At 70.8% G+C, this 19,292-nt stretch carries 19 protein-coding genes; 15 read left to right on the top strand and 4 right to left on the bottom strand.

The window, feature by feature from the left end; genetic code table 11:
• Nucleotides 1-19 precede the first annotated feature (19 nt).
• From ACR5MH_RS07610 to ACR5MH_RS07600, 3 genes are read left to right on the top strand one after another with little or no spacing between them, the layout of a single operon-like run.
• On the top strand, nt 20-682 hold the full coding sequence (locus ACR5MH_RS07610; RefSeq protein ID WP_431346691.1) for a TetR/AcrR family transcriptional regulator: 663 nt from the start codon (nt 20-22) through the stop codon (nt 680-682).
• The gene (locus ACR5MH_RS07605) at nt 673-2,406 is read left to right on the top strand and encodes an ABC transporter ATP-binding protein (RefSeq protein ID WP_431346690.1); all 1,734 of its coding nucleotides are present in this window, start codon (nt 673-675) and stop codon (nt 2,404-2,406) included. The genes ACR5MH_RS07610 and ACR5MH_RS07605 overlap by 10 nt, the downstream gene beginning before the upstream one ends.
• Nucleotides 2,403-4,415 (top strand): ABC transporter ATP-binding protein, encoded by a 2,013-nt coding sequence (locus tag ACR5MH_RS07600; protein WP_431346689.1) that lies wholly within the window; start codon nt 2,403-2,405, stop codon nt 4,413-4,415. The genes ACR5MH_RS07605 and ACR5MH_RS07600 overlap by 4 nt, the downstream gene beginning before the upstream one ends.
• A 74-nt stretch (nt 4,416-4,489) precedes the next feature.
• On the opposite strand, the gene ACR5MH_RS07595 is transcribed toward ACR5MH_RS07600, so the two are convergent.
• On the bottom strand, nt 4,490-5,272 hold the full coding sequence (locus tag ACR5MH_RS07595) for a DUF1206 domain-containing protein (RefSeq protein WP_431346688.1): 783 nt from the start codon (nt 5,270-5,272) through the stop codon (nt 4,490-4,492).
• A gap of 109 nt (nt 5,273-5,381) precedes the next feature.
• Here ACR5MH_RS07595 and nusA point away from each other — a divergent pair, with 109 nt between their 5' ends.
• The 5 genes from nusA to ACR5MH_RS07570 all read left to right on the top strand — a co-directional run bounded on the left by nusA (nt 5,382) and on the right by ACR5MH_RS07570 (nt 10,435).
• The gene (nusA, locus tag ACR5MH_RS07590) at nt 5,382-6,389 is read left to right on the top strand and encodes a transcription termination factor NusA (protein WP_431346687.1); all 1,008 of its coding nucleotides are present in this window, start codon (nt 5,382-5,384) and stop codon (nt 6,387-6,389) included.
• 92 nt (nt 6,390-6,481) lie between these two features.
• Nucleotides 6,482-6,775 carry a YlxR family protein gene (locus ACR5MH_RS07585; protein ID WP_431346686.1) on the top strand — a complete coding sequence of 98 codons (294 nt, stop codon included), beginning with the start codon at nt 6,482-6,484 and terminating at the stop codon, nt 6,773-6,775.
• An 80-nt stretch (nt 6,776-6,855) separates the two neighbouring features.
• Nucleotides 6,856-9,624 (top strand): translation initiation factor IF-2, encoded by a 2,769-nt coding sequence (gene infB / locus ACR5MH_RS07580; RefSeq protein WP_431346685.1) that lies wholly within the window; start codon nt 6,856-6,858, stop codon nt 9,622-9,624.
• A gap of 75 nt (nt 9,625-9,699) precedes the next feature.
• Nucleotides 9,700-10,137: a 30S ribosome-binding factor RbfA gene (rbfA, locus tag ACR5MH_RS07575; protein ID WP_185277955.1), complete on the top strand. Its 438-nt coding sequence runs from the start codon at nt 9,700-9,702 to the stop codon at nt 10,135-10,137.
• 4 nt (nt 10,138-10,141) lie between these two features.
• A complete protein-coding gene (locus ACR5MH_RS07570) occupies nt 10,142-10,435 on the top strand; it encodes a YciI family protein (RefSeq protein ID WP_431346684.1) in 294 nt (97 codons plus the stop codon).
• Between the two features lie 16 nt (nt 10,436-10,451).
• Here the strand turns inward: ACR5MH_RS07570 and ACR5MH_RS07565 are convergent, their stop codons facing one another.
• Nucleotides 10,452-11,336 (bottom strand): A/G-specific adenine glycosylase, encoded by an 885-nt coding sequence (locus ACR5MH_RS07565; protein ID WP_431346683.1) that lies wholly within the window; start codon nt 11,334-11,336, stop codon nt 10,452-10,454.
• Nucleotides 11,337-11,381: 45 nt separating this feature from the next.
• Here ACR5MH_RS07565 and ACR5MH_RS07560 point away from each other — a divergent pair, with 45 nt between their 5' ends.
• A complete protein-coding gene (locus tag ACR5MH_RS07560; RefSeq protein WP_431346682.1) occupies nt 11,382-11,966 on the top strand; it encodes a hypothetical protein in 585 nt (194 codons plus the stop codon).
• Here ACR5MH_RS07560 and ACR5MH_RS07555 read toward each other — a convergent pair.
• Both ACR5MH_RS07555 and ACR5MH_RS07550 read right to left on the bottom strand, forming a co-directional pair.
• Nucleotides 11,963-12,970: a ketopantoate reductase family protein gene (locus ACR5MH_RS07555; protein ID WP_431346681.1), complete on the bottom strand. Its 1,008-nt coding sequence runs from the start codon at nt 12,968-12,970 to the stop codon at nt 11,963-11,965. The genes ACR5MH_RS07560 and ACR5MH_RS07555 overlap by 4 nt on opposite strands.
• 96 nt (nt 12,971-13,066) lie before the next feature.
• A complete protein-coding gene (locus tag ACR5MH_RS07550; protein ID WP_431346680.1) occupies nt 13,067-14,554 on the bottom strand; it encodes a DHA2 family efflux MFS transporter permease subunit in 1,488 nt (495 codons plus the stop codon).
• A 105-nt stretch (nt 14,555-14,659) separates the two neighbouring features.
• Here ACR5MH_RS07550 and ACR5MH_RS07545 point away from each other — a divergent pair, with 105 nt between their 5' ends.
• From ACR5MH_RS07545 to ACR5MH_RS07520, 6 genes are read left to right on the top strand one after another with little or no spacing between them, the layout of a single operon-like run.
• A complete protein-coding gene (locus ACR5MH_RS07545; RefSeq protein ID WP_431346679.1) occupies nt 14,660-15,298 on the top strand; it encodes a TetR/AcrR family transcriptional regulator in 639 nt (212 codons plus the stop codon).
• Nucleotides 15,295-16,218: a tRNA pseudouridine(55) synthase TruB gene (gene truB / locus ACR5MH_RS07540; protein ID WP_431346678.1), complete on the top strand. Its 924-nt coding sequence runs from the start codon at nt 15,295-15,297 to the stop codon at nt 16,216-16,218. The genes ACR5MH_RS07545 and truB overlap by 4 nt, the downstream gene beginning before the upstream one ends.
• Complete coding sequence (locus tag ACR5MH_RS07535; RefSeq protein WP_431346677.1) at nt 16,215-16,583, top strand: hypothetical protein; 369 nt, start codon at nt 16,215-16,217, stop codon at nt 16,581-16,583. The genes truB and ACR5MH_RS07535 overlap by 4 nt, the downstream gene beginning before the upstream one ends.
• Nucleotides 16,584-16,627: 44 nt before the next feature.
• Complete coding sequence (locus ACR5MH_RS07530) at nt 16,628-17,107, top strand: hypothetical protein (protein WP_431346676.1); 480 nt, start codon at nt 16,628-16,630, stop codon at nt 17,105-17,107.
• Entirely contained in the window at nt 17,104-18,048 is a 945-nt protein-coding gene (locus ACR5MH_RS07525) for a bifunctional riboflavin kinase/FAD synthetase (RefSeq protein ID WP_431346675.1), read from the top strand. The genes ACR5MH_RS07530 and ACR5MH_RS07525 overlap by 4 nt, the downstream gene beginning before the upstream one ends.
• Nucleotides 18,045-19,283, top strand: coding sequence for a CynX/NimT family MFS transporter (locus tag ACR5MH_RS07520; protein ID WP_431346674.1), 1,239 nt, complete (start codon nt 18,045-18,047; stop codon nt 19,281-19,283). Before ACR5MH_RS07525 ends, ACR5MH_RS07520 begins: the two co-directional genes overlap by 4 nt.
• The last annotated feature ends 9 nt before the right edge of the window (nt 19,284-19,292 follow it).

The following is a 19,292-nucleotide window of genomic DNA, read 5'->3' as shown; positions in this document are numbered from 1 at the left end:
CTCCGCCTACGATTCCTCCGTGGAAACCGAGTTGGAGACGGCGCGCAACCGCGCCCAGCCGTTGCCGCCGGAGGACCGCAAGGCGATGATCATCGACGCGGTCATCCCGCTGCTGATCGAACACGGTCGCGGTGTGACGTCGCGCCAGATCGCCGACGCCGCCGGGATCGCCGAGGGGACGATCTTCCGCGCGTTCGGGGACAAGGAGTCGCTCGTCCAGGCCGCCGTCGAGAAATATCTCGACCCCGAGCCGCTCCGTGAGGCGCTTCGCGCCATCGACCCGGGCCTTCCGCTCGAGCACAAGGTGCGCGCGATCGTCTACCTGCTGCGCGACCGGTTCCAGAACGTCATGCGCATCATGTCGGTGGTCGGCCACCAGCGGCCGCCCATCCCGCAGGAGCGCACGGAGTTCGCGGCCATCATCGCCCGGATCCTCGCCCCGGAGGCCGACGACCTCAACTGGCCGCCAGAGCGCGTCGCGCACATTCTGCGGCTGATCAGCTTCTCGTCCGCGTTCCCCGCACTGAACGACGGCATCGAGTTCAGCGTCGACGACCTCGCCCGGATCGCCCTCGTCGGCGTCGCCGGCCGGCCGTTCGCCCCGTGCGCACCGATCAGACCTGCTACACCCGTCACGACGGCCGCGGACGCGGCAGACCAGGGAGAGCCCGGATGCTCCTGAAACTCCTCGGCCGGTACCTCCGGCCGCACTGGCCGCTCCTCATCGGGGTCGTGTTCTTCCAGCTCGCGCAGTCGCTGCTCTCGCTTTGGCTGCCGACGCTGAACGCCGACATCGTGGACAACGGCATCGCCAAGGGCGACACCGGCTACATCCTGTCGACCGGCGCCGAGATGCTCGGCGTGACGATCGTTCAGATCGCCTGCTCGATCACCGCCGTCTACTTCGGCGCGAAGGTGGCCATGCTGGTGGGCCGCGACCTGCGCGGCGCGATCTTCCACCGCGTCGGCGAGTTCTCGGAGCGCGAGGTGACGCACTTCGGCGCCCCGTCGCTCATCACGAGGAACACCAACGACGTCCAGCAGGTCCAGATGCTCGTGCTGATGACGTGCACGCTGCTGGTGTCGGCGCCGATCCTCGCCATCGGCGGGATCATCCTGGCGATGCGGCAGGACCTCCAGCTCTCCTGGCTGATCGCGGTGAGCGTGCCCGTGCTGCTGATCGCCGTGAGCATGATCATCGTCCGGATGGTCCCGCTGTTCCGCAAGATGCAGGAGCGGATCGACCGGGTCAACCGGGTGCTGCGCGAGCAGCTCACCGGCATCCGCGTGGTGCGCGCGTTCGTGCGGGAGGACGTCGAGACGGCGCGGTTCACCGTCGCCAACGACCTGGTCACCGACACGGCCATCCGGGCCGGACGGCTCTTCGCACTGATGTTCCCGATCGTCATGCTGGTGCTGAACGTCTCCAGCGTCGCGGTGATCTGGTTCGGCGCCTACCGGGTCGCCGACGGGTCGATGCAGATCGGCACCCTGACCGCGTTCCTGCAGTACCTCGCGCAGATCCTGATGGGCGTGATGATGTCCACGATGATGGCGGTGCTGGTGCCGCGCGCCGCGGTCTGCGCCGACCGCATCGGCGAGGTGCTGAACACCGAGCCTTCGGTGGGCGCCGTCGAGAACCCGATCACCGAGGTCGGCGCGCGCGGGACCGTCGAGTTCGTCGGTGTCGGTTTCTCGTATCCGGGAGCCGAGCAACCGGTGCTGAACGATGTCACGTTCTTCGCGGAGGCAGGCAAGACCACCGCGGTGATCGGCAGCACGGGTGCGGGTAAGACGACGCTGGTCAACCTCATCCCGCGGCTGTTCGACGCCACCGGCGGCATCGTGCTCGTCGACGGCGTGGACGTCGCCGAGCTCGACCCCGAACTGCTCTGGTCCCGGATCGGGTTGGTCCCGCAGAAGCCGTACCTGTTCTCCGGGACGGTCGCCAGCAACCTCCGCTACGGCAACCCGGACGCGACCGACGACGAGCTCTGGCGTGCGCTGGAGATCGCACAGGCCAAGGGCTTCGTGGAGGAGATGCCCGACAAGCTGGATGCGGCGATCGCCCAGGGCGGCACGAACGTCTCGGGCGGCCAGCGGCAGCGCCTGGCCATCGCCCGCGCGCTCGTGCGCCGGCCCGAGATCTACATCTTCGACGACTCCTTCTCCGCGCTCGACACCGCGACCGACGCACGCCTGCGCAGCGCGCTCGCGCGGAACGAGGCGGAGGCCACGATGATCGTCGTGGCCCAGCGGGTGTCCACCATCGTCGATGCCGACCAGATCGTCGTGCTCGAGGATGGACACGTGGTCGGCCGCGGCACGCACGCCGAGCTCGTGGAGAGCAACCCGACCTACGCCGAGATCGTCTCGTCGCAGCTCACGGCGGAGGAGGCGGCATGAGCCGAACAGACGGCGCCCGTGGCGGCGCTCCCACCCGGCAGCCCCAGCAGGTCCAGCAGCCTCCCGTCCGGACGCCCGTCCGCCGTGGCCCGGGCGGCGGCCCGTTCGGCGGGATGACGATGCCCGGCGACAAGTCGCTCAACTTCGGCCCGTCGGCCAAGCGCCTCGCTCGGCGGTTGCGGCCGGAGATGGTCGGGATCGTCTTCGTCACCGTCCTCGCGGTGGTCAGCGTCGTGTTCGCGGTTCTCGGGCCGAAGCTGCTCGGCAACGCGATCAACCTCGTCTTCGCGGGCGCCATTTCGGCCCAGCTCCCGAAGGGCATCACGCAGGCGCAGGCCATCGCCGGCCTCCGCGCGAACGGCCAGGGCCAGCTGGCCGACCTCATCTCCGGGATGACGCTGACCCCGGGCCAGGGCATCGACTTCACCGCCGTCGGCCACATCCTGATGTGGGTGCTCGCGCTCTACATCGCGTCGTCGCTGTTCGCCTACCTCCAGGGCTACGTGCTCAACGGGATCACCCAGCGCACCGTCTACCGGCTGCGCCAGGATGTCGAGGCGAAGATCCACCGTCTCCCACTGACCTACTTCGACACGATGCAGCGCGGCGAGCTGCTCAGCCGGGTCACCAACGACATCGACAACATCTCGCAGACCCTCCAGCAGACGATGAGCCAGCTCCTCACGTCGCTGCTGACGGTGATCGGTGTGACGGTGATGATGTTCGTCGTCTCTCCGCTGCTCGCGGTGATCGCGCTCGTCACCATCCCGCTGACGCTGGTCACCACGATGCTGATCGCCAAGCGCTCGCAGCGGCTCTTCGTCGCGCAGTGGCGCAACACCGGCGAGCTGAACGGTCAGATCGAGGAGGCCTTCACGGGCCACTCGCTGGTGAAGGTGTTCGGCCGGCACCGCGAGGTGGAGGAGCGCTTCCGCTCCAAGAACCAGGAGATGTACCAGGCGAGCTTCGGGGCGCAGTTCATCTCCGGCCTGATCATGCCGTCGATGATGTTCGTCGGGAACCTGATGTACGTCGCCATCGCGGTGGTCGGCGGCCTCCAGGTGGCGAACGGCGCGATGCAGCTCGGCGACGTGACGGCGTTCATCCAGTACTCGCGCCAGTTCACACAGCCGCTCACTCAGCTCGGGTCGATGGCCAACCTGCTCCAGTCGGGCGTCGCCAGCGCCGAGCGCGTCTTCGAGCTGCTGGACGCCGACGAGCAGAGCCCGGACCCGGCGGAGCCGGCCAGCCCGCACGGCACCCGCGGCCGGCTGGCCTTCGAGAACGTGTCGTTCCGGTACGTGGCGGACCAGCCGCTCATCGAGGACCTCTCGCTGGTGGCCGAGCCGGGCCAGACCGTGGCGATCGTGGGGCCGACCGGCGCGGGCAAGACCACGTTGGTCAACCTGATGATGCGCTTCTACGACCTGGACTCCGGCCGGATCACGCTCGACGGCGTCGACATCGCGACGATGACCCGGCACGATCTCCGCGACCGGATGGGGATGGTGCTGCAGGACACCTGGCTGTTCAAGGGCACGATCCGCGAGAACATCGCCTACGGCCGCCCCGGAGCGACCGAGGAGGAGATCCTCGACGCGGCGCGCGCCACGTACGTCGACCGGTTCGTTCACTCGCTGCCGGACGGCTACGACACAGTGCTGGACGACGAGGGTTCGAACGTCTCGGCGGGCGAGAAGCAGCTGCTGACGATCGCTCGGGCGTTCCTCGCCCGGCCGAGCGTGCTCATCCTGGACGAGGCGACCTCGTCGGTCGACACCCGCACCGAGCTGCTCGTGCAGAAGGCGATGAGCGCGCTGCGCGCGGACCGCACCTCGTTCGTGATCGCGCACCGGCTGTCGACCATCCGCGACGCCGGCCTCATCCTGGTGATGGAGGCCGGGCGCATCGTGGAGCAGGGCACTCACGCCGAACTGCTCGCGCGGGGCGGGGCGTATTACACCCTCTACAACGCCCAGTTCGCGGCCCCCGCCGAGGAAGACGCGTAACCCACGTCGCGCGATTCCGCACGAATGTCGACTCTCGCAGCGTCAGAGTCGACATTCGGCACGAATGAGTGGGGTCAGAGGCGCGCCTTGACGGACCGCACGCACCAGAACAGCCCGTACGCGATCAGTCCGAGTGCGATCACGATCAGTGCGACGACGCCGAACGGCACGCTCGCGAGCGTCTTGAGGCTGCCGTCGAGTCCGGTCGCCTTCGACGGGTCGTAGGTGACCGCGCCCAGAATCACCAGGCCGCCGACCAGCACCAGGGCGATGCCCTTGGCGATGTAGCCGACGCGGCCGAGGACGCTGATCGCGTCCGCCCAGCGATCCGGCGGCAGCTTCAGATCGCGCTCGAATGCGTTCGTCGCGCCGTTGCGGATGAACACGACGCCGACCGCCACGACGATCAGACCGATCAGGCCGAGGGCGAAGACACCGCCCGGCAGCGCGAGCAGGTGCGCGCTGGCCGACTTCTGCTTCGACGTGGAGTTGTGGCCGCCGCCCAGAGAGACCGAGATCGTGACGGCGGCCAGTGCGCCGTAGACGACCGCCTTGGCGACCTCCACGACCTTCGTCCCCGCTCCGTGCGCAGTGACCGCCACCAGGAGCTGCCACAGCGCGAGCACGACGAGCCCGATGACGATCAGCCAGAGGACGAGGATGCCGCCCGGCACCGAAGCGACCGCCTGGAGGGCGCCGGACTGGTCGGCGGTGCCGCCGGCGCCCGACGCCACGGCCAGCGCGATGACGCCGATGAGGATGTGCAGGAGGCCGATCGAGGCCAGTCCCACGCGGGTGAGGACCCGCACGAAGGTGCTGTGCTCCAGCCGGGAGGCTGTTCGGGAGGGCGAGCTCATGCCCTGCACGGTACCCGGGGTCCCGGACGCTGAGAATCTCGGGTACCGTAGATAGCTGGGTCCGCCGCGCCATCGCGCGGCGGCGAAGATCTGAATAGAGGAGGCCGGCATGGACATCGACCTCAGCGTCTTGCGTCTGATGGAACGCGAGAAGGAGATCCCCTTCGATGAGCTGGTCCAGATCATCGAGCAGGCGATCCTGACCGCGTACCTGAAGCACACCAACCAGGCCGACCACCGCCACGGGCACAGCGACCAGCCGCCCGCCGCGCGCGTCCACCTGGACCGCAAGACGGGGCATGTCACCGTCTACGTCCCGGAGCGCGACGACGAAGGCAACGTCGTCGGCGAGGCCGAGGACAGCCCGAGCGACTTCGGCCGCATCGCAGCGTTCGCCGCCAAGCAGGTGATCAACCAGCGGCTGCGCGACATCGCGGACGACGCGGTGCTCGGCGAGTTCCGCGGCCGCGAGGGCGACATCGTCGCCGGCGTCATCCAGCAGGGGCCGAATCCGCGCATGGTGCACATCGACCTGGGCAGCGTGGAGGCCATCCTCCCGCCCGAGGAGCAGGTGCCGGGCGAGGAGTACACGCACGGGTCGCGCATCCGCGTCTACGTCACGAGCGTGGCGAAGGGCGCCAAGGGCCCGTCGATCGTGGTCTCGCGCACGCACCCCGCGCTCGTCCGCAAGCTGTTCGCGCTGGAGGTCCCGGAGATCGCCAGCGGCATCGTCGAGATCGTCTCGCTCGCCCGCGAGGCCGGCCACCGCACCAAGATCGCCGTGCGCGCGACCGAGCCCGGCGTGAACGCCAAGGGCGCCTGCATCGGCGAGCTCGGCCAGCGCGTGCGCGCGGTGACCGCGGAGCTCAACAACGAGAAGATCGACATCGTCGACTACTCGCCCGACCTCGCGACGTTCGTCTCGAGCGCGCTCTCGCCGGCCAAAGTGACCAGTGCGTTCGTGATCGACGAGTCGCTCAAGGCCGTCCGCGCGCTCGTGCCCGACTACCAGCTCTCGCTCGCGATCGGCAAGGAAGGTCAGAACGCGCGTCTGGCGGCGAAGCTCACCGGCGCGAAGATCGACATCCAGCCCGACTCGATCCTGGACGAGAAGTAACCGCCTGCCGAGGGAATGCGGAGCGGCGACGGAGCGTTGTTCGAAGAGCGGCGCTCCGTCCTGATTCGGCGCAGAGATGCGTGAGGGGTAAGATGGAAGCCGTCAGAACGTGCGTCGGATGCCGTTCTCGCGCTCCCCGATCCTCTCTTCTGAGGGTCGTACTCCGGAATTCGGAACTCGTGGCGGACCCGTCCGCCACTCTCCCCGGACGGGGCGCGTGGCTGCATCCGGTCGACGAGTGTCTCGATCTCGCACTTCAGCGCAAGGCCTTCGGGCGGGCGCTGAGGGCGGAGGGGGCGCTCGACCCGACGGCCATCCGGGCCGCACTGCGACCCCGGGTGGCATTGAGAGAACAGGCTGAAGAAGCAGTGACTTCACATGAGTGACAACAAATGAGCGGCTCGAAATGAGTGCCGTCCGCTACTAACGCCTGCCCTGTCCGGGGTGGGCCCCAGACAGGAGAATTGTGGCTGCAAAACCACGCGTACACGAGGTCGCGAGCGAGCTCGGCGTCGACAGCAAAGTCGCGCTCGCGAAACTCAAGGAGATGGGCGAGTTCGTCAAGGGCCCGTCCTCGAGCATCGAGCCCCCGGTAGCCCGCAAGCTGCGCGCCGCCCTGGAGGCTGAAGGCTTCACCGCCGACAAGACGTCGGCTCCCAAAGCGGAGGCTCCGCGCCCCGCCGCACCGCGCCCACAGGCGTCGAGCGAGGCTGCCGCGCCCAAGCCGCAGGCGCCGCTCTCGGTCGCCGAGCGTCAGGCCGCCGCCGAGAAGGCCGCTGCTGAGAAGGCCGCCGCCGACAAGGCCGCCGCCGAGAAGGCCGCGCAGGCGGCTCCCGCCGCGTCCGCATCGACCGACACCGCCAAGCCGGCAACGCCGCGCCCTGCCGCGGGCGGCGGTTCCGCCGCGGGCAGCATCCCGCGCCCTGGCGCCCCGCGCCCGGGCAACAACCCGTTCTCGTCCAGCCAGGGCATGGGCCAGCGGCCCAGCACCCCGCGGCCGGGCAACAACCCCTTCTCCAGCTCGCAGGGCATGGGCTCGCGCCCGAGCCCGGGCAACATCCCGCGCCCGGCTCCGCCGCGTCCCGGCTCGCCGCGCATCGGCGCGCCCGGCCAGGGCGGCGGAAACCGTCCCGGCCCGCGCCAGGGCGGCGGCGGCGGACGTCCCGGCTTCCAGCAGCGCCCCGGTGGCGCCGGCGGCGCCGCGGGCGGCGGCTTCCAGCGTCCCGGTGGCGGCACGGGCGGCGGCTTCGGCGCCCCGCGTCCCGCCGGCGGCGGTGGCCGCGGTCGTGGTCCCGGCGGCGGCACGGCCGGCGCGTTCGGCCGTGGCGGCGGCAAGTCCAAGGCCCGCAAGTCGAAGCGCGCGAAGCGCCAGGAATTCGAGATGAGGGAAGCTCCGTCGCTGGGCGGCGTGAGCGTTCCCCGCGGCGACGGCGGCACGATCGTGCGCCTGCGCCGTGGCTCCTCCATCTCGGACTTCGCCGACAAGATCGACGCGAACCCCGCGTCGCTGGTCACCGTGCTCTTCCACCTGGGCGAGATGGCGACCGCGACCGAGTCGCTCGACGAGGCGACCTTCCAGATCCTCGGTGAGGAGCTGGGCTACAAGATCCAGGTCGTCTCGCCCGAGGACGAGGACCGCGAGCTCCTCGAGGGCTTCGACATCGACCTCGACGCCGAGCTGGAGGGCGAGTCCGACGAGGACCTCGAGATCCGGCCCCCGGTCGTCACCGTCATGGGTCACGTCGACCACGGTAAGACGCGCCTCCTCGACGCCATCCGCAACGCGAACGTCGTCGCGGGCGAGGCCGGCGGCATCACCCAGCACATCGGTGCGTACCAGGTGTGGACCGAGCACGACAACATCGAGCGCGCGATCACCTTCATCGACACCCCCGGTCACGAGGCGTTCACCGCCATGCGTGCCCGTGGTGCGCAGGTGACCGACATCGCGATCCTCGTGGTCGCGGCCGACGACGGCATCATGCCGCAGACGATCGAGGCCCTGAACCACGCCCAGGCGGCGAACGTGCCCGTCGTGGTCGCGGTCAACAAGATCGACAAGCCGGACGCCAACCCGGCCAAGGTGCGCCAGCAGCTCACCGAGTTCGGTCTGGTCGCCGAGGAGTACGGCGGCGACGTCATGTTCGTCGACGTGTCGGCCCGCAACAACATCGGCATCGACGCCCTGCTCGACGCGGTCCTGCTGACCGCCGACGCCGGGCTCGACCTGCGCGCCAACCCGAACAAGGACGCGCGCGGTGTCGCCATCGAGGCGAAGCTCGACAAGGGCCGCGGCGCCGTGGCGACCGTGCTCATCCAGTCCGGAACACTGCGCGTCGGCGACGCGATCGTCGCGGGCACGGCGTACGGCCGCGTCCGTGCGATGGCGGACGAGAACGGCGACGCCGTCTTCGAGGCCGCGCCGTCGCGACCGGTGCAGGTGCAGGGTCTCTCCAGCGTCCCGCGCGCCGGTGACACCTTCATCGTCACCGAGGAGGACCGCACCGCCCGGCAGATCGCCGAGAAGCGCGAGGCCGCCGAGCGCAACGCCCAGCTGGCGAAGGCCCGCAAGCGCATCTCGCTCGAGGACTTCACCCGTGCTCTGGAAGAGGGCAAGGTCGAGGCGCTCAACCTCATCATCAAGGGCGACGTGTCCGGTGCCGTGGAGGCGCTGGAGGAGTCGCTCATGAAGATCGAGGTCGACGACTCGGTCAGCCTCCGCATCCTGCACCGCGGCGTCGGCGCGATCACCGAGTCGGACATCGACCTGGCGACCATCGACAACGCGATCGTGATCGGCTTCAACGTCCGCCCGGACGTGAAGGCGCGCGAGCGTGCGGCCCGCGAGGGTGTGGACGTCCGCTTCTACTCGGTCATCTACAACGCCATCGAGGACATCGAGAACTCGCTCAAGGGCATGCTCAAGCCCGAGTTCGAAGAGGTCCAGTCGGGTGTGGCCGAGATCCGCGAGGTGTTCCGCTCCTCCAAGTTCGGCAACATCGCCGGTGTCATCGTCCGGTCCGGAACGATCACGCGCAACGCCAAGGCGCGCGTCATCCGCGACGGCGTCGTGGTGGGGGACAACCTCGCCATCGAGTCGCTGCGCCGCTTCAAGGACGACGTCACCGAGGTGCGCACCGACTACGAAGCCGGTATCGGCCTCGGCAAGTACAACGACATCCAGATCGGCGACGAGATCGAGACCACCGAGCTGCGGGAGAAGCCCCGCGCCTGAATCGGTAGCATGTGAGGCCCGGCGGGAGACCGCCGGGCCTTCGGCTTCCGCACCGAACCATCCAAGGAGGACCCCATGGCCGACCCGGCACGCGCGAGGAAACTCGCGGACAGAATCCAGGTCATCATCGCCAAGCGGCTGGATCGCGGCCTCCGCGACCCGCGGCTCGGTTTCGTGACGATCACCGACGTGCAGGTGACGGGCGACCTCCAGCACGCGACCGTGTTCTACACGGTGTACGGCACCGACCAGGAGCGCGCCGACACGGCTGCGGCCCTGCAGGCGGCGACCGGCATGCTTCGCAGCGAGGTGGGCAAGAACATCACCGCGCGGCTGACGCCGACGCTGGCGTTCCAGCTCGACGCCATCCCGGAGAACGCGGCCCACATCGAGGACCTGCTGCGTCAGGCGCACGAGCGCGACACCGAGGTGGCGGGACTTGCCGCCGGCGCCAGCTACGCCGGCGATGAAGACCCGTACGTGAAGCCGCGCGAAGACGACGAGGAGGACTGAGGCCATGTACGCCGTCTCGTTCTACGACGCCGACCCCGACAACACCCCCGAGCGCTTCCAGCGCATCGTGGAGGCCTACCCGCGCCACAAGGCCTACCTCGACGCCTTCGCGGCGGAGACCGGCGACGTGCTGATGATCGGCACGTTCGGCGACCCCGGCACGCAGGGCTCGATGGCCGTGTTCCGGTCGAGGGAGGCCGCCGAGCGGTTCCGCGACAGCGACCCGTTCTTCACCGAGGGGCTGGTCTACCGGTCGCGGATCCTGGACTGGAACCCGGTCGTGTTCGCGCAGTCCTGACCGGCTCCCACGCGGCTCACGGCAGCGTGTAACCGTCGCCCTCCGCGACCGCGAGGCCGTCGGCCACCAGGCCGCGCAGCGCACGGTCGCGCTGCTCGGCGTCCGGCCAGACGTCCGCCAGCTCGGCGACGGTGACCGGGATGTGCGACCCGCGCAGCTCGCCGAGGATGCGGCCGCGCACCTGCCGGTCGCTGCCCTCGTACTTCTTCTGGGCCGCCTTGCGCGGGCCGGCGTAAGCGGGGTAGCCCGCCGCTCGCCACGCGCAGGTCGACGCCAGTGGGCACGCGTCGCAGCGCGGGGAGCGGGCGACGCACACGATCGCGCCGAGCTCCATCATCCCGGCGTTGAAGGCGGCGGCCGCCGGGCGGTCGCCGGGGAGGAGCGCCGTCATCGCCGCGAGGTCGCGCCGGGCGCTCGGCGGGGCGGGCTCGCCCTGACCGTCGACGGCGCGCGCGACGACACGGCGCACGTTGGTGTCGACGACGGGATGGTGCTCCCCGTACGCGAACACCGCGACGGCGCGCGCGGTGTAGTCGCCGATCCCGGGGAGCGCGAGCAGCGCCTCCACATCGTCGGGCACGACCCCGCCGTGTCGCTCGGTGATCGCGACGGCCGCGGCGTGCAGCCAGAGCGCGCGGCGCGGGTAGCCGAGCGACTGCCAGGCCCGCACGGCCTCCCCGGGCGGGACGGCCGCGAGGTCGGCGGGGGTCGGCCACCGGGTCAGCCACTCCTCGAGCCGGGGGATGACGCGCGCCACCGGGGTCTGCTGCAGCATGAACTCACTGACCAGGGTGCCCCACGGGGTGAAGCCGTCGCGGCGCCAGGGCAGGTCGCGGCGGTTGGCGTGGTACCAGTCCACCACCGCCGAGGCGAACGCGTCGGGTTTGTCCGGGCCGGGCATTCTTCGAGGGTATCGGCTGCGGGTCGGGAGCCTATGCTCATGGCTATGATGTTGCCTCCCACTGCGCGGGTCCTCGCCCTCCGCGAGATCGTGGGGGAGGTGCGCGCGCTCGCGCCGGGCGGCCGGGTGATCGTCGCGGTGGACGGCGGCGGCGGCACGTCCGGTTTCGCGGACGACCTCGCGGCGGTGTTCCGCGAGTCGGGCGTCGACACCCACAGGGCGTCGGTGGGCGACTTCCACCGTCCGCGCGCCGACCGCACCCTGTTCGGCCCGGAGACGCCGGAGCGGTTCTACCGCGACGCGTTCGACTACTCGACGCTCCGGCGGGTGCTGCTCGACCCGTTCCGGATGGGGGGCAGCACCGGGTTCCAGACCGCGGCCTTCGACGAGGTGCGGGACGCGCCGGTCGGGGCCAGGTGGGAGACGGCCGGGCCGGATGCGGTGCTCGTCGTCGACGGCGAGTTCCTGCTGCGGCCGGAGCTGCGGCGGGAGTGGAACGCGTCGATCCTGCTCGTCAACGCGCCGCAGGAGGCGGTCTACGAAGAGGACGCGCGGCCGCGGGACTTCGCGACCATGCTCGTGGACGACTCGGACCCGCTCGCGCCGGTGCGGGTCGCGCGGGCGGCCTAACGGGCCAGCAGGGGAGCCATCCGGCGGGCGACGGCGGCCGGCGCGATGAACTCCTTCGTGGCCTCCACCTCGTGCACCAAGCCGGTCAGCGCCGCGTTGACCGGCGCCTCCCGTCCGGTCGCGTGGGCTTCGGCGACGACCGCGCCGTTCAGGAAGTCGATCTCGCTGAGCTGGCCCCGGCGGATGCTCTGCAGCGTCGAGCCGGGATTGGGCGTCGCGCCCATCCGGCGCCGCATCAGCAGCGGGACGACCTGCGCCAGCCAGCGCGGGGACGACGCGACGAAGCGCAGGATCCGGTCGTCCAGGCCCTGGATGCTGCCGAAGCGCACGCCGCGCGCGATGCCGACGCGGACCGCCTCCTGGAGGCTCGCGGTGATGATCGGGCGCAACAGGCGGCTGCCGAGGGTCTCCTGGGAGCTCAGGCCCGTGATGGCGGGCATGGCGTTGACCTGGTTGACCATGAGCTTGGTCCACTGGCAGCCGGTGAAGTTCTCGACCGCGAAGCTGGGCATGGCGGCGTCGAGGATTCGGGCGGCCTCGACCGCGCTCGCGGGCGGTTCGCCGTCGCCCGCGCCGAGGTAGGTGTTCGCGGTGGTGGTGACAGTGACGCGCCCGGGGGAGAGGTAGCTGGCGGCGTAGAGGGCGAGCGCGCCGACGCAGTCGGAGCCGGGCAGCAGCTCTGTCGCGACGCGGAGGCCGGCGAGGCCGTTCTGGACCACCACGACCGTGATGCCGTCGAGGAGCTCGGCGTTGTCGCGGATGGCGGCCTCGGCGTCCTGCGCCTTGGTGCAGACGAACACGAGCTCCGGCCGGGTCTGCAGCCGTTCGGCGGCGGCGACCCGTGCGGTGTGCGCGCCCCAGCCGCCGTCGAGGCGGAGGCCGTCGGCGCGGATGGCGGCGAGCTGCTCGCCGCGGGTTGTGACCTCCACGAGGTGGCCGACCCGGTCGAGCAGCGCCGCGATCGTGCCGCCGATGGCTCCTGCTCCGATCACGCCGATTCGCACGCCCTCCAGCCTACGGGCCTCGGCTCGGGCACCACCACAGGGGTCGCAACACGCCGCCACGCAGGCCGCGTAGCGGCGTGTTGCGACCCCTGTTCGTCAGCTTGCGAGGGCCACGGCGGGCTCGACGGGCGCGCTGGGCGCCTCGGCGGCGTGGGCGGCCGCCGCGAGCTCCGCGGCGCGGCGGCGGCTGGGCAGGGCGACCGAGATCACGGCGGCCAGCGCCAGCGCCCCCGCGCCGACCCAGACAGCCGGGATGGCGGCGTTCACGTACCCGGTCGGGGTCAGCGTGCCGCCCGCGCCGGTGAACACCGCGGTCAGTACCGCGACGCCGAGCGCGACGCCGATCTCCCGCAACGTGGAGTTCGCGCCGGAGGCCTTCGCGTGGTCGGCCGTGCGCATGTTCGCCAGCACGGCGGTCGAGCTGGGCGCGAACACCAGGCCCATCCCGACGCCGGCGAGCAGGAACGGCGGCCACATCTGCGAGTACGGCAGGTCGGCGGAGAGCGTCCCGGCGATCCACGCCATTGCGCCGGCGAGGAACACCAGCCCGACGACGATCGGGAGGCGGGTGCCGGTCCGCCCGGACACCAGCCCGGTCAGCGGCGCGACGACCATCGGCGCCAGCGTCCACGGCATCGTCATCACGCCGGCCTCCAGCGGGGTGTGCCCCTGGACGACCTGGAGGAACTGGATGAGGATGAAGATCGCGCCGAAGATCCCGAAACTGAACGTGACGCCGACGAGGTTCGCGACGGTGAAGCTGCGGTCGCGGAACAGCCGCAGCGGCAGCAGCGGTGCGGAGGTGCGCGACTCCCAGAACACGAACGCGACCAGCAGCGCGCCTCCGGCGAGGAGCGAGAACAGCACCTCGGCGCTGTCCCAGCCCGCGTCGTTGCCGCGGACGATGCCGTAGACCAGCCCGAGCACGCCGGGCGCGGCGAGCAGCAGGCCGACGATGTCCGCGCGCACGCGGTCGCCGAAGCTGTTCGGGAGGGCGAGGAGCACCAGCGGGACGGCGATGACGCCGAGCGGGACGTTGAGCCAGAAGATGGCCTGCCAGTTCCAGCCCTGCACGACCGCGCCGCCGATCAGCGGGCCGAGGGCGACGCCGAGGCCGGAGATCCCTCCCCAGATGCCGATGGCGGCCGGGCGGAGGCGCTGGCTGACGCTGCCGGCCAGCAGGGTGAGCGAGAGAGGGAGGAGAGCGGCCGCGCCCGCGCCCTGCACGGCGCGGGCCGCGATCAGCATCCACGGCTCGGTCGCGAGGGCGCTGGCAGCGCTGGCGAGCGTGAAGACGATGATGCCGCCGAGGAACACCGAGCGGCGGCCGAGCCGGTCGCCCATCCCCACGGCCATCAGCATGAGCGTCGCGAAGCTGAGCGTGTAGGCGTTGACCACCCACTGCAGCTGCTCGATGGACGCGCTGAGGTCGCGGGCGATGACGGGGAGTGCGCTCGTGACGACCAGGTTGTCGAGGGTCGCCATGAACATCGGGAGGGAGGCCGCGACGATCGCGAGCCAGACGGGGATGCGGCGCGCCGGGGAGCCGACGCGTTCCGTGCGTGATGTGCGGAGAGCAGTCATGGGACTTCGCTTCCTGGGATCGGATGGCGGGTTTCGCGGGTATGATTTTGTTAGTAATCGAATGATTACAACGAACGATAGTAATCGGTTGATAACATGTCAAGCATGACTTCGGCGATCAGTGAACGGATCCCCTCGGCCGAGCGGCGCGAGCAGATCCTCGGCGCGGCGAGCCTCGTGTTCGGGGAACGCGGCTACTTCGGCGCGACCACCGACCAGATCGCCAAGGCGGCCGGCATCAGCCAGCCCTACGTGGTGCGGATGTTCGGCAGCAAGGAGAACCTCTTCGTCGAGGTCCTCCAGCGCGCGCTCGACAAGCTGCTCACCGGCTTCCAGTCCACGATCGACGACTGGAAGGCCGACGGATCGCCCGCGGGCGAGGACGCCGCGGTCGGCGAGCATCACGAGATCGGCCGACGGCTCGGTCTGGCGTACGTCAACCTCATCGAGGACCGCGGAATCCTGCTCTCGCTCATGCAGGCCTTCGGGATGGGCAACGACGCCGTGATCGGCGGGCGCGCCCGCGAGGGATTCCTGGCGATCTACAAGATGGTCCGCGACCAGGTCGGCTTCTCGCCGGACGAGGCGCGCACCTTCCTGGCCGAGGGGATGCTGCTCAACACGCTGCTCGGACTCAAGCTGCCCGCCGAGTACGGCAAGGACGTCTGCGCCACCGAGATCATCGAGTCCACCTTCCGCACCAAGCTGCAGCTGGTCCTCGACATCTCGGGCGAGAACGCATGACGGGCAGCGGTCTGATCCTGGTCGACAAGCCGGGAGGCTGGACGAGTCACGACGTCGTCGCGCGCGTGCGCCGCCTGGCCGGCACACGCAAGGTGGGGCACGCGGGAACGCTCGACCCGATGGCGACGGGGCTGCTCATCCTGGGCCTCAACTCGTCCACACGGCTGCTGACCTACATCGTCGGCGCCGACAAGGAGTACCTGGCGACCATCCGGCTCGGCGCGACCACGACGACCGACGACGCCGAGGGCGATGTGGTCACGGAGGCCGACCCGCCCGCCGTCGCCGCCGTGTCGGACGAGGACATCGCGCGCGGCATCCGGGCGCTCACCGGCGAGATCGAGCAGGTCCCGAGCGCGGTGAGCGCGATCAAGGTCGACGGCAAGCGCGCCTACGCGCGGGTCCGGGCGGGCGAGGAGGTCGTCCTCCAGGCGCGCGCGGTGACCATCGCGGAGTTCGAACTGCTGGCGGCGCGACGGCTGCCCGACCCCGCGACGCCGGTCGCGATCGAGCTCGACGTGCGCGTGGTCTGCTCCTCCGGCACCTACATCCGGTCGCTCGCGCGCGACCTCGGCGCCGATCTGGGCGTCGGCGGCCACCTCACCGCGCTTCGCCGGACGCGGGTCGGACCGTTCGAGGTGCGGGAGGCCGGCGAACTCGATACGCTCGATCCCGCGGCGGCCCTCATCCCCGCCGCACGAGCCGCCTCCGACCTCTTCGAGACGCTCGAGCTGACCGAGCAGCAGGCGATCGACCTGACGCACGGCCGGCGCATCCACATCGCCGACCGGGAGGGACCGGGAGGCGGACCCGTCGCGGCCATCGCCCCCGGCGGCCACCTCGTGGGACTCATCGAGTTCCGCGGAAAGGAAGCCAGGACCCTCGTGAACTTCCCGACCGACGAGATCGCCTCCGCATGATCGAGTGGTTCGTGGCGCTGCAGGTCGGTGTCGCCGTGGTGGCCGGCGTGCTCTGCCTGGTGCTCGGGTTCGCCGGGCGGGTCCCCGGCGACCTCACGATGGGCGCCGTCGCGCTGGTCGAGCTGCTGCTCATCGTGCAGCTCGTGATGGCGATCGTGGCCCCGCTGGTGGGCAACCCGCCCACGGGAAGTCTCGCGGAGTTCTACATCTACCTGATCTCGGCGCTGCTGCTGCCGCTCGCCGGCGGCTTCTGGGCGCTGATCGAGCGCAACCGGTGGAGCACCGTCATCCTGGGCGGGGTCTGCCTCGCCATCGCGGTGATGGTGTACCGGATGGGGCAGATCTGGTTCGTGCAGGGCGCCTGACCCGGCGCGAGAAGACGTCAGCGGCGCGAATAGAATCGTTACCGATGTCCCACAACACCATGTCCGCCCGCGAGCAGAGCGGGGGCGAGGCTCCCAGGCGCCGCGTCTCCGGCGTCGGCCGCGTCCTCGTGTTCGTCTACGGCGTGCTGGCGCTCGCCGCGACCGGCCGCAGCGTCTTCCAGATCATCGACCGTTTCCACGAGGCGCCGGTCGCCTTCACGCTCTCCGGGCTCTCCGCGGTCGTCTATATCGTGGCGACTATCGCGCTCATCGCGCCGGGGCGGGTCTGGTACCGGGTGGCGTGGATCACGATCACTTTCGAGCTGGTGGGCGTCCTGGTGATCGGGACGCTCAGCCTGTTCGCCCCGGCGACGCTCGGCCTCCACGACATCGACCCGTTCGGGCGGGACGCGACCGTGTGGTCGGTCTACGGCATGGGCTACCTGTTCATCCCGCTGGTCCTGCCGATCCTCGGCCTCCTCTACCTGTCGAAGCACAAGCCGCGCGACGGGGAGGCTTCGTGAGGGTGTTCGGCTCCCTCGAGGAGATCCCCGACGGCTTCGGGCCGAGCGCGGTGACCATCGGCAAGTTCGACGGCGTGCACACCGGCCACCGCGCGGTGATCGAACGGTTGCGCGCGGTCGCGGCCGAGCGCGGGCTGACCGCGGCGGTCATCACCTTCGACCGCAACCCGCTGGAGCTGCTGGCGCCGGAGAAGTGCCCCGCCTCGCTGGTGAGCAACCGGCAGAAGCTGGAGCTCCTGGCCGAGACCGGCATCGACGCGACGCTCATGGTCGCCTTCGACCGGCCGCTCGCGGACCTCCCTCCCGCGGAATTCGTCCACCGCATCCTGGTCGAGCGTCTGCACGCCGCCGCCGTGCTGGTCGGCAGCGATTTCCGCTTCGGCGCCCGCGGGGCCGGGGACGTCGCGCTGCTGCGCGAGCTGGGGGAACGCTACGGCTACACCGTGGAGCTGATCGACGACGTGCGGCCCGAGCACGGCCGCCGGGTGTCCTCCACCTGGATCCGCGAGCTGCTGGCCGCCGGCGACGTCGGGCACGCCGCCGAACTGCTCGGCACCGTCCCGACCGTGCGCGGGGTCGTCGTCCACGGTGCGGCGCGCGGCCGCGAGCTCGGCTTCCCGACCGCGAACCTGTCGCCGGAGTCGGAGGGCCTCATCCCGGCCGACGGCGTCTACGCCGGCTGGCTGACCGACGACGACGGCAGCCGCTACCCCGCCGCGATCTCGGTCGGCAACAACCCGACGTTCGAGGGCGTGCCGCAGAAGCAGGTGGAGGCGTACGTGCTCGACCGCGAGCTCGACCTCTACGGCCACACGGTCGACGTCGCGTTCTCGGAGCGCATCCGCGGCATGGTCGCCTACGCCGGGATCGAGCCGCTGATCGCGCAGATCACCGCCGACGTGGAGCAGGCCCGGCGCATCCTGACGGCCGAGCGCGCGTGAGCGAGGCCACGCCGGACACCGCCTCCACGGCCTCGGCGCCGCGTCCGCTCTGGCAGGGCCGGGCGGTCGCGCTGCTCGGCATCCTGCTGGTCGCGGCCAACCTGAGGACCGCGGTCGCCGCGCTGTCGCCGATCTTCACGGAGATCCGTGTCGAGTTCCCGGTGTCCAGCGTCGGCGTCGGACTGCTCGGGATGCTGCCGCCGGTCTGCTTCGCGCTGTTCGGCCTCCTCGCGCCGACATTCACCCGCCGGCTCGCGTTGGAGGCCGTGCTGCTGATCGCGCTCGGCGTGATGCTGGCCGGGCACCTCCTCCGCGCCACGGCCGGGTCGTTCGTCATGCTGGCGGTCGGGTCGGCGGTCACGTTCGCCGGCATGGGCGTCGGCAACGTCCTGCTGCCTCCGCTGGTGAAGCGTTACTTCCCCGATCGGATCGGGCTGGTGACGTCGCTCTATGCGACCGTGATGTCGGTCAGCACCCTGCTGCCACCGCTCGTGGCCGTCCCGGTCGCGGACTCCGCCGGCTGGCATGTGTCGGTCGGGATGTGGGCGCTGGTCAGCGTGCTGGCGATCCTGCCGTGGCTGCGCATCCTGATCACGCACCGGCCGGCGCATCCCGCACACGATGTGGAGGTCGAGGAGGCCGACCACTCGCTGGTCCGCCGGATCTGGCGCTCGGGCCTGGCCTGGGCGATGGCGATCGTGTTCGCGGTGTCGAGCCTCAACGCCTACGCGATGTTCGCGTGGCTGCCGCAGCTCGTCCACGACGTCGCCGGAACGCCGCCCGCCAAGGCGGGCGCCCTGCTGTCGGTCTACGCCGGGATGGGCATCCCGGCCGGCCTGCTGGTGCCGCTGCTGGCCGCGCGGATGCGGAACGTCTCGGTGCTGATCTACGCGGGCGTCGCGTTCTTCGTCGCGGGCTACGCCGGGCTGGTGTTCGCGCCGGCGACGGCGACCTGGCTGTGGGTGGCGTTCGCCGGTCTCGGCCCGCTGCTGTTCCCGCTGAGCCTGGTCCTGATCAACGTGCGCACGCGCACGCACGCCGGCTCGGTCGCGCTGAGCGGCTTCACGCAGGGCCTCGGCTACACGCTCGGCGCGCTCGGCCCGCTCGTGGTCGGCATCCTCCACCAGGTCACCGGCGGCTGGACCGTGCCGCTCGTGGTCCTCACCGCGACGGCCCTCGCGGCCGCAGCCGCGGGCGCCGTCGTCGCGCGCCCCACCCCGCTCGAAGACCGCTGACCCCAGCCA

The organism is Streptomyces sp. L7, from assembly GCF_050990935.1.
In the GTDB taxonomy this organism is placed as follows: Bacteria; Actinomycetota; Actinomycetes; order Actinomycetales; family Microbacteriaceae; genus Leifsonia.
Note: the sequence above shows the minus strand (reverse complement) of the source record. Positions and strands in the feature narration are given on the sequence as shown.

Excerpts from the sequence above, each read along its gene's own strand:
- ACR5MH_RS07545 (WP_431346679.1), top strand. The coding sequence starts at position 14,660 with ATGACTTCGGCGATCAGTGAACGGATCCCCTCGGCCGAGCGGCGCGAG.
- ACR5MH_RS07560 (WP_431346682.1), top strand. The coding sequence starts at position 11,382 with ATGATGTTGCCTCCCACTGCGCGGGTCCTCGCCCTCCGCGAGATCGTG.
- ACR5MH_RS07550 (WP_431346680.1), bottom strand. The coding sequence starts at position 14,554 with ATGACTGCTCTCCGCACATCACGCACGGAACGCGTCGGCTCCCCGGCG.
- truB (WP_431346678.1), top strand. The coding sequence starts at position 15,295 with ATGACGGGCAGCGGTCTGATCCTGGTCGACAAGCCGGGAGGCTGGACG.
- ACR5MH_RS07535 (WP_431346677.1), top strand. The coding sequence starts at position 16,215 with ATGATCGAGTGGTTCGTGGCGCTGCAGGTCGGTGTCGCCGTGGTGGCC.
- ACR5MH_RS07565 (WP_431346683.1), bottom strand. The coding sequence starts at position 11,336 with ATGCCCGGCCCGGACAAACCCGACGCGTTCGCCTCGGCGGTGGTGGAC.
- ACR5MH_RS07595 (WP_431346688.1), bottom strand. The coding sequence starts at position 5,272 with ATGAGCTCGCCCTCCCGAACAGCCTCCCGGCTGGAGCACAGCACCTTC.
- ACR5MH_RS07530 (WP_431346676.1), top strand. The coding sequence starts at position 16,628 with ATGTCCCACAACACCATGTCCGCCCGCGAGCAGAGCGGGGGCGAGGCT.
- ACR5MH_RS07585 (WP_431346686.1), top strand. The coding sequence starts at position 6,482 with ATGGAAGCCGTCAGAACGTGCGTCGGATGCCGTTCTCGCGCTCCCCGA.
- ACR5MH_RS07605 (WP_431346690.1), top strand. The coding sequence starts at position 673 with ATGCTCCTGAAACTCCTCGGCCGGTACCTCCGGCCGCACTGGCCGCTC.
- ACR5MH_RS07600 (WP_431346689.1), top strand. The coding sequence starts at position 2,403 with ATGAGCCGAACAGACGGCGCCCGTGGCGGCGCTCCCACCCGGCAGCCC.
- rbfA (WP_185277955.1), top strand. The coding sequence starts at position 9,700 with ATGGCCGACCCGGCACGCGCGAGGAAACTCGCGGACAGAATCCAGGTC.
- nusA (WP_431346687.1), top strand. The coding sequence starts at position 5,382 with ATGGACATCGACCTCAGCGTCTTGCGTCTGATGGAACGCGAGAAGGAG.
- ACR5MH_RS07570 (WP_431346684.1), top strand. The coding sequence starts at position 10,142 with ATGTACGCCGTCTCGTTCTACGACGCCGACCCCGACAACACCCCCGAG.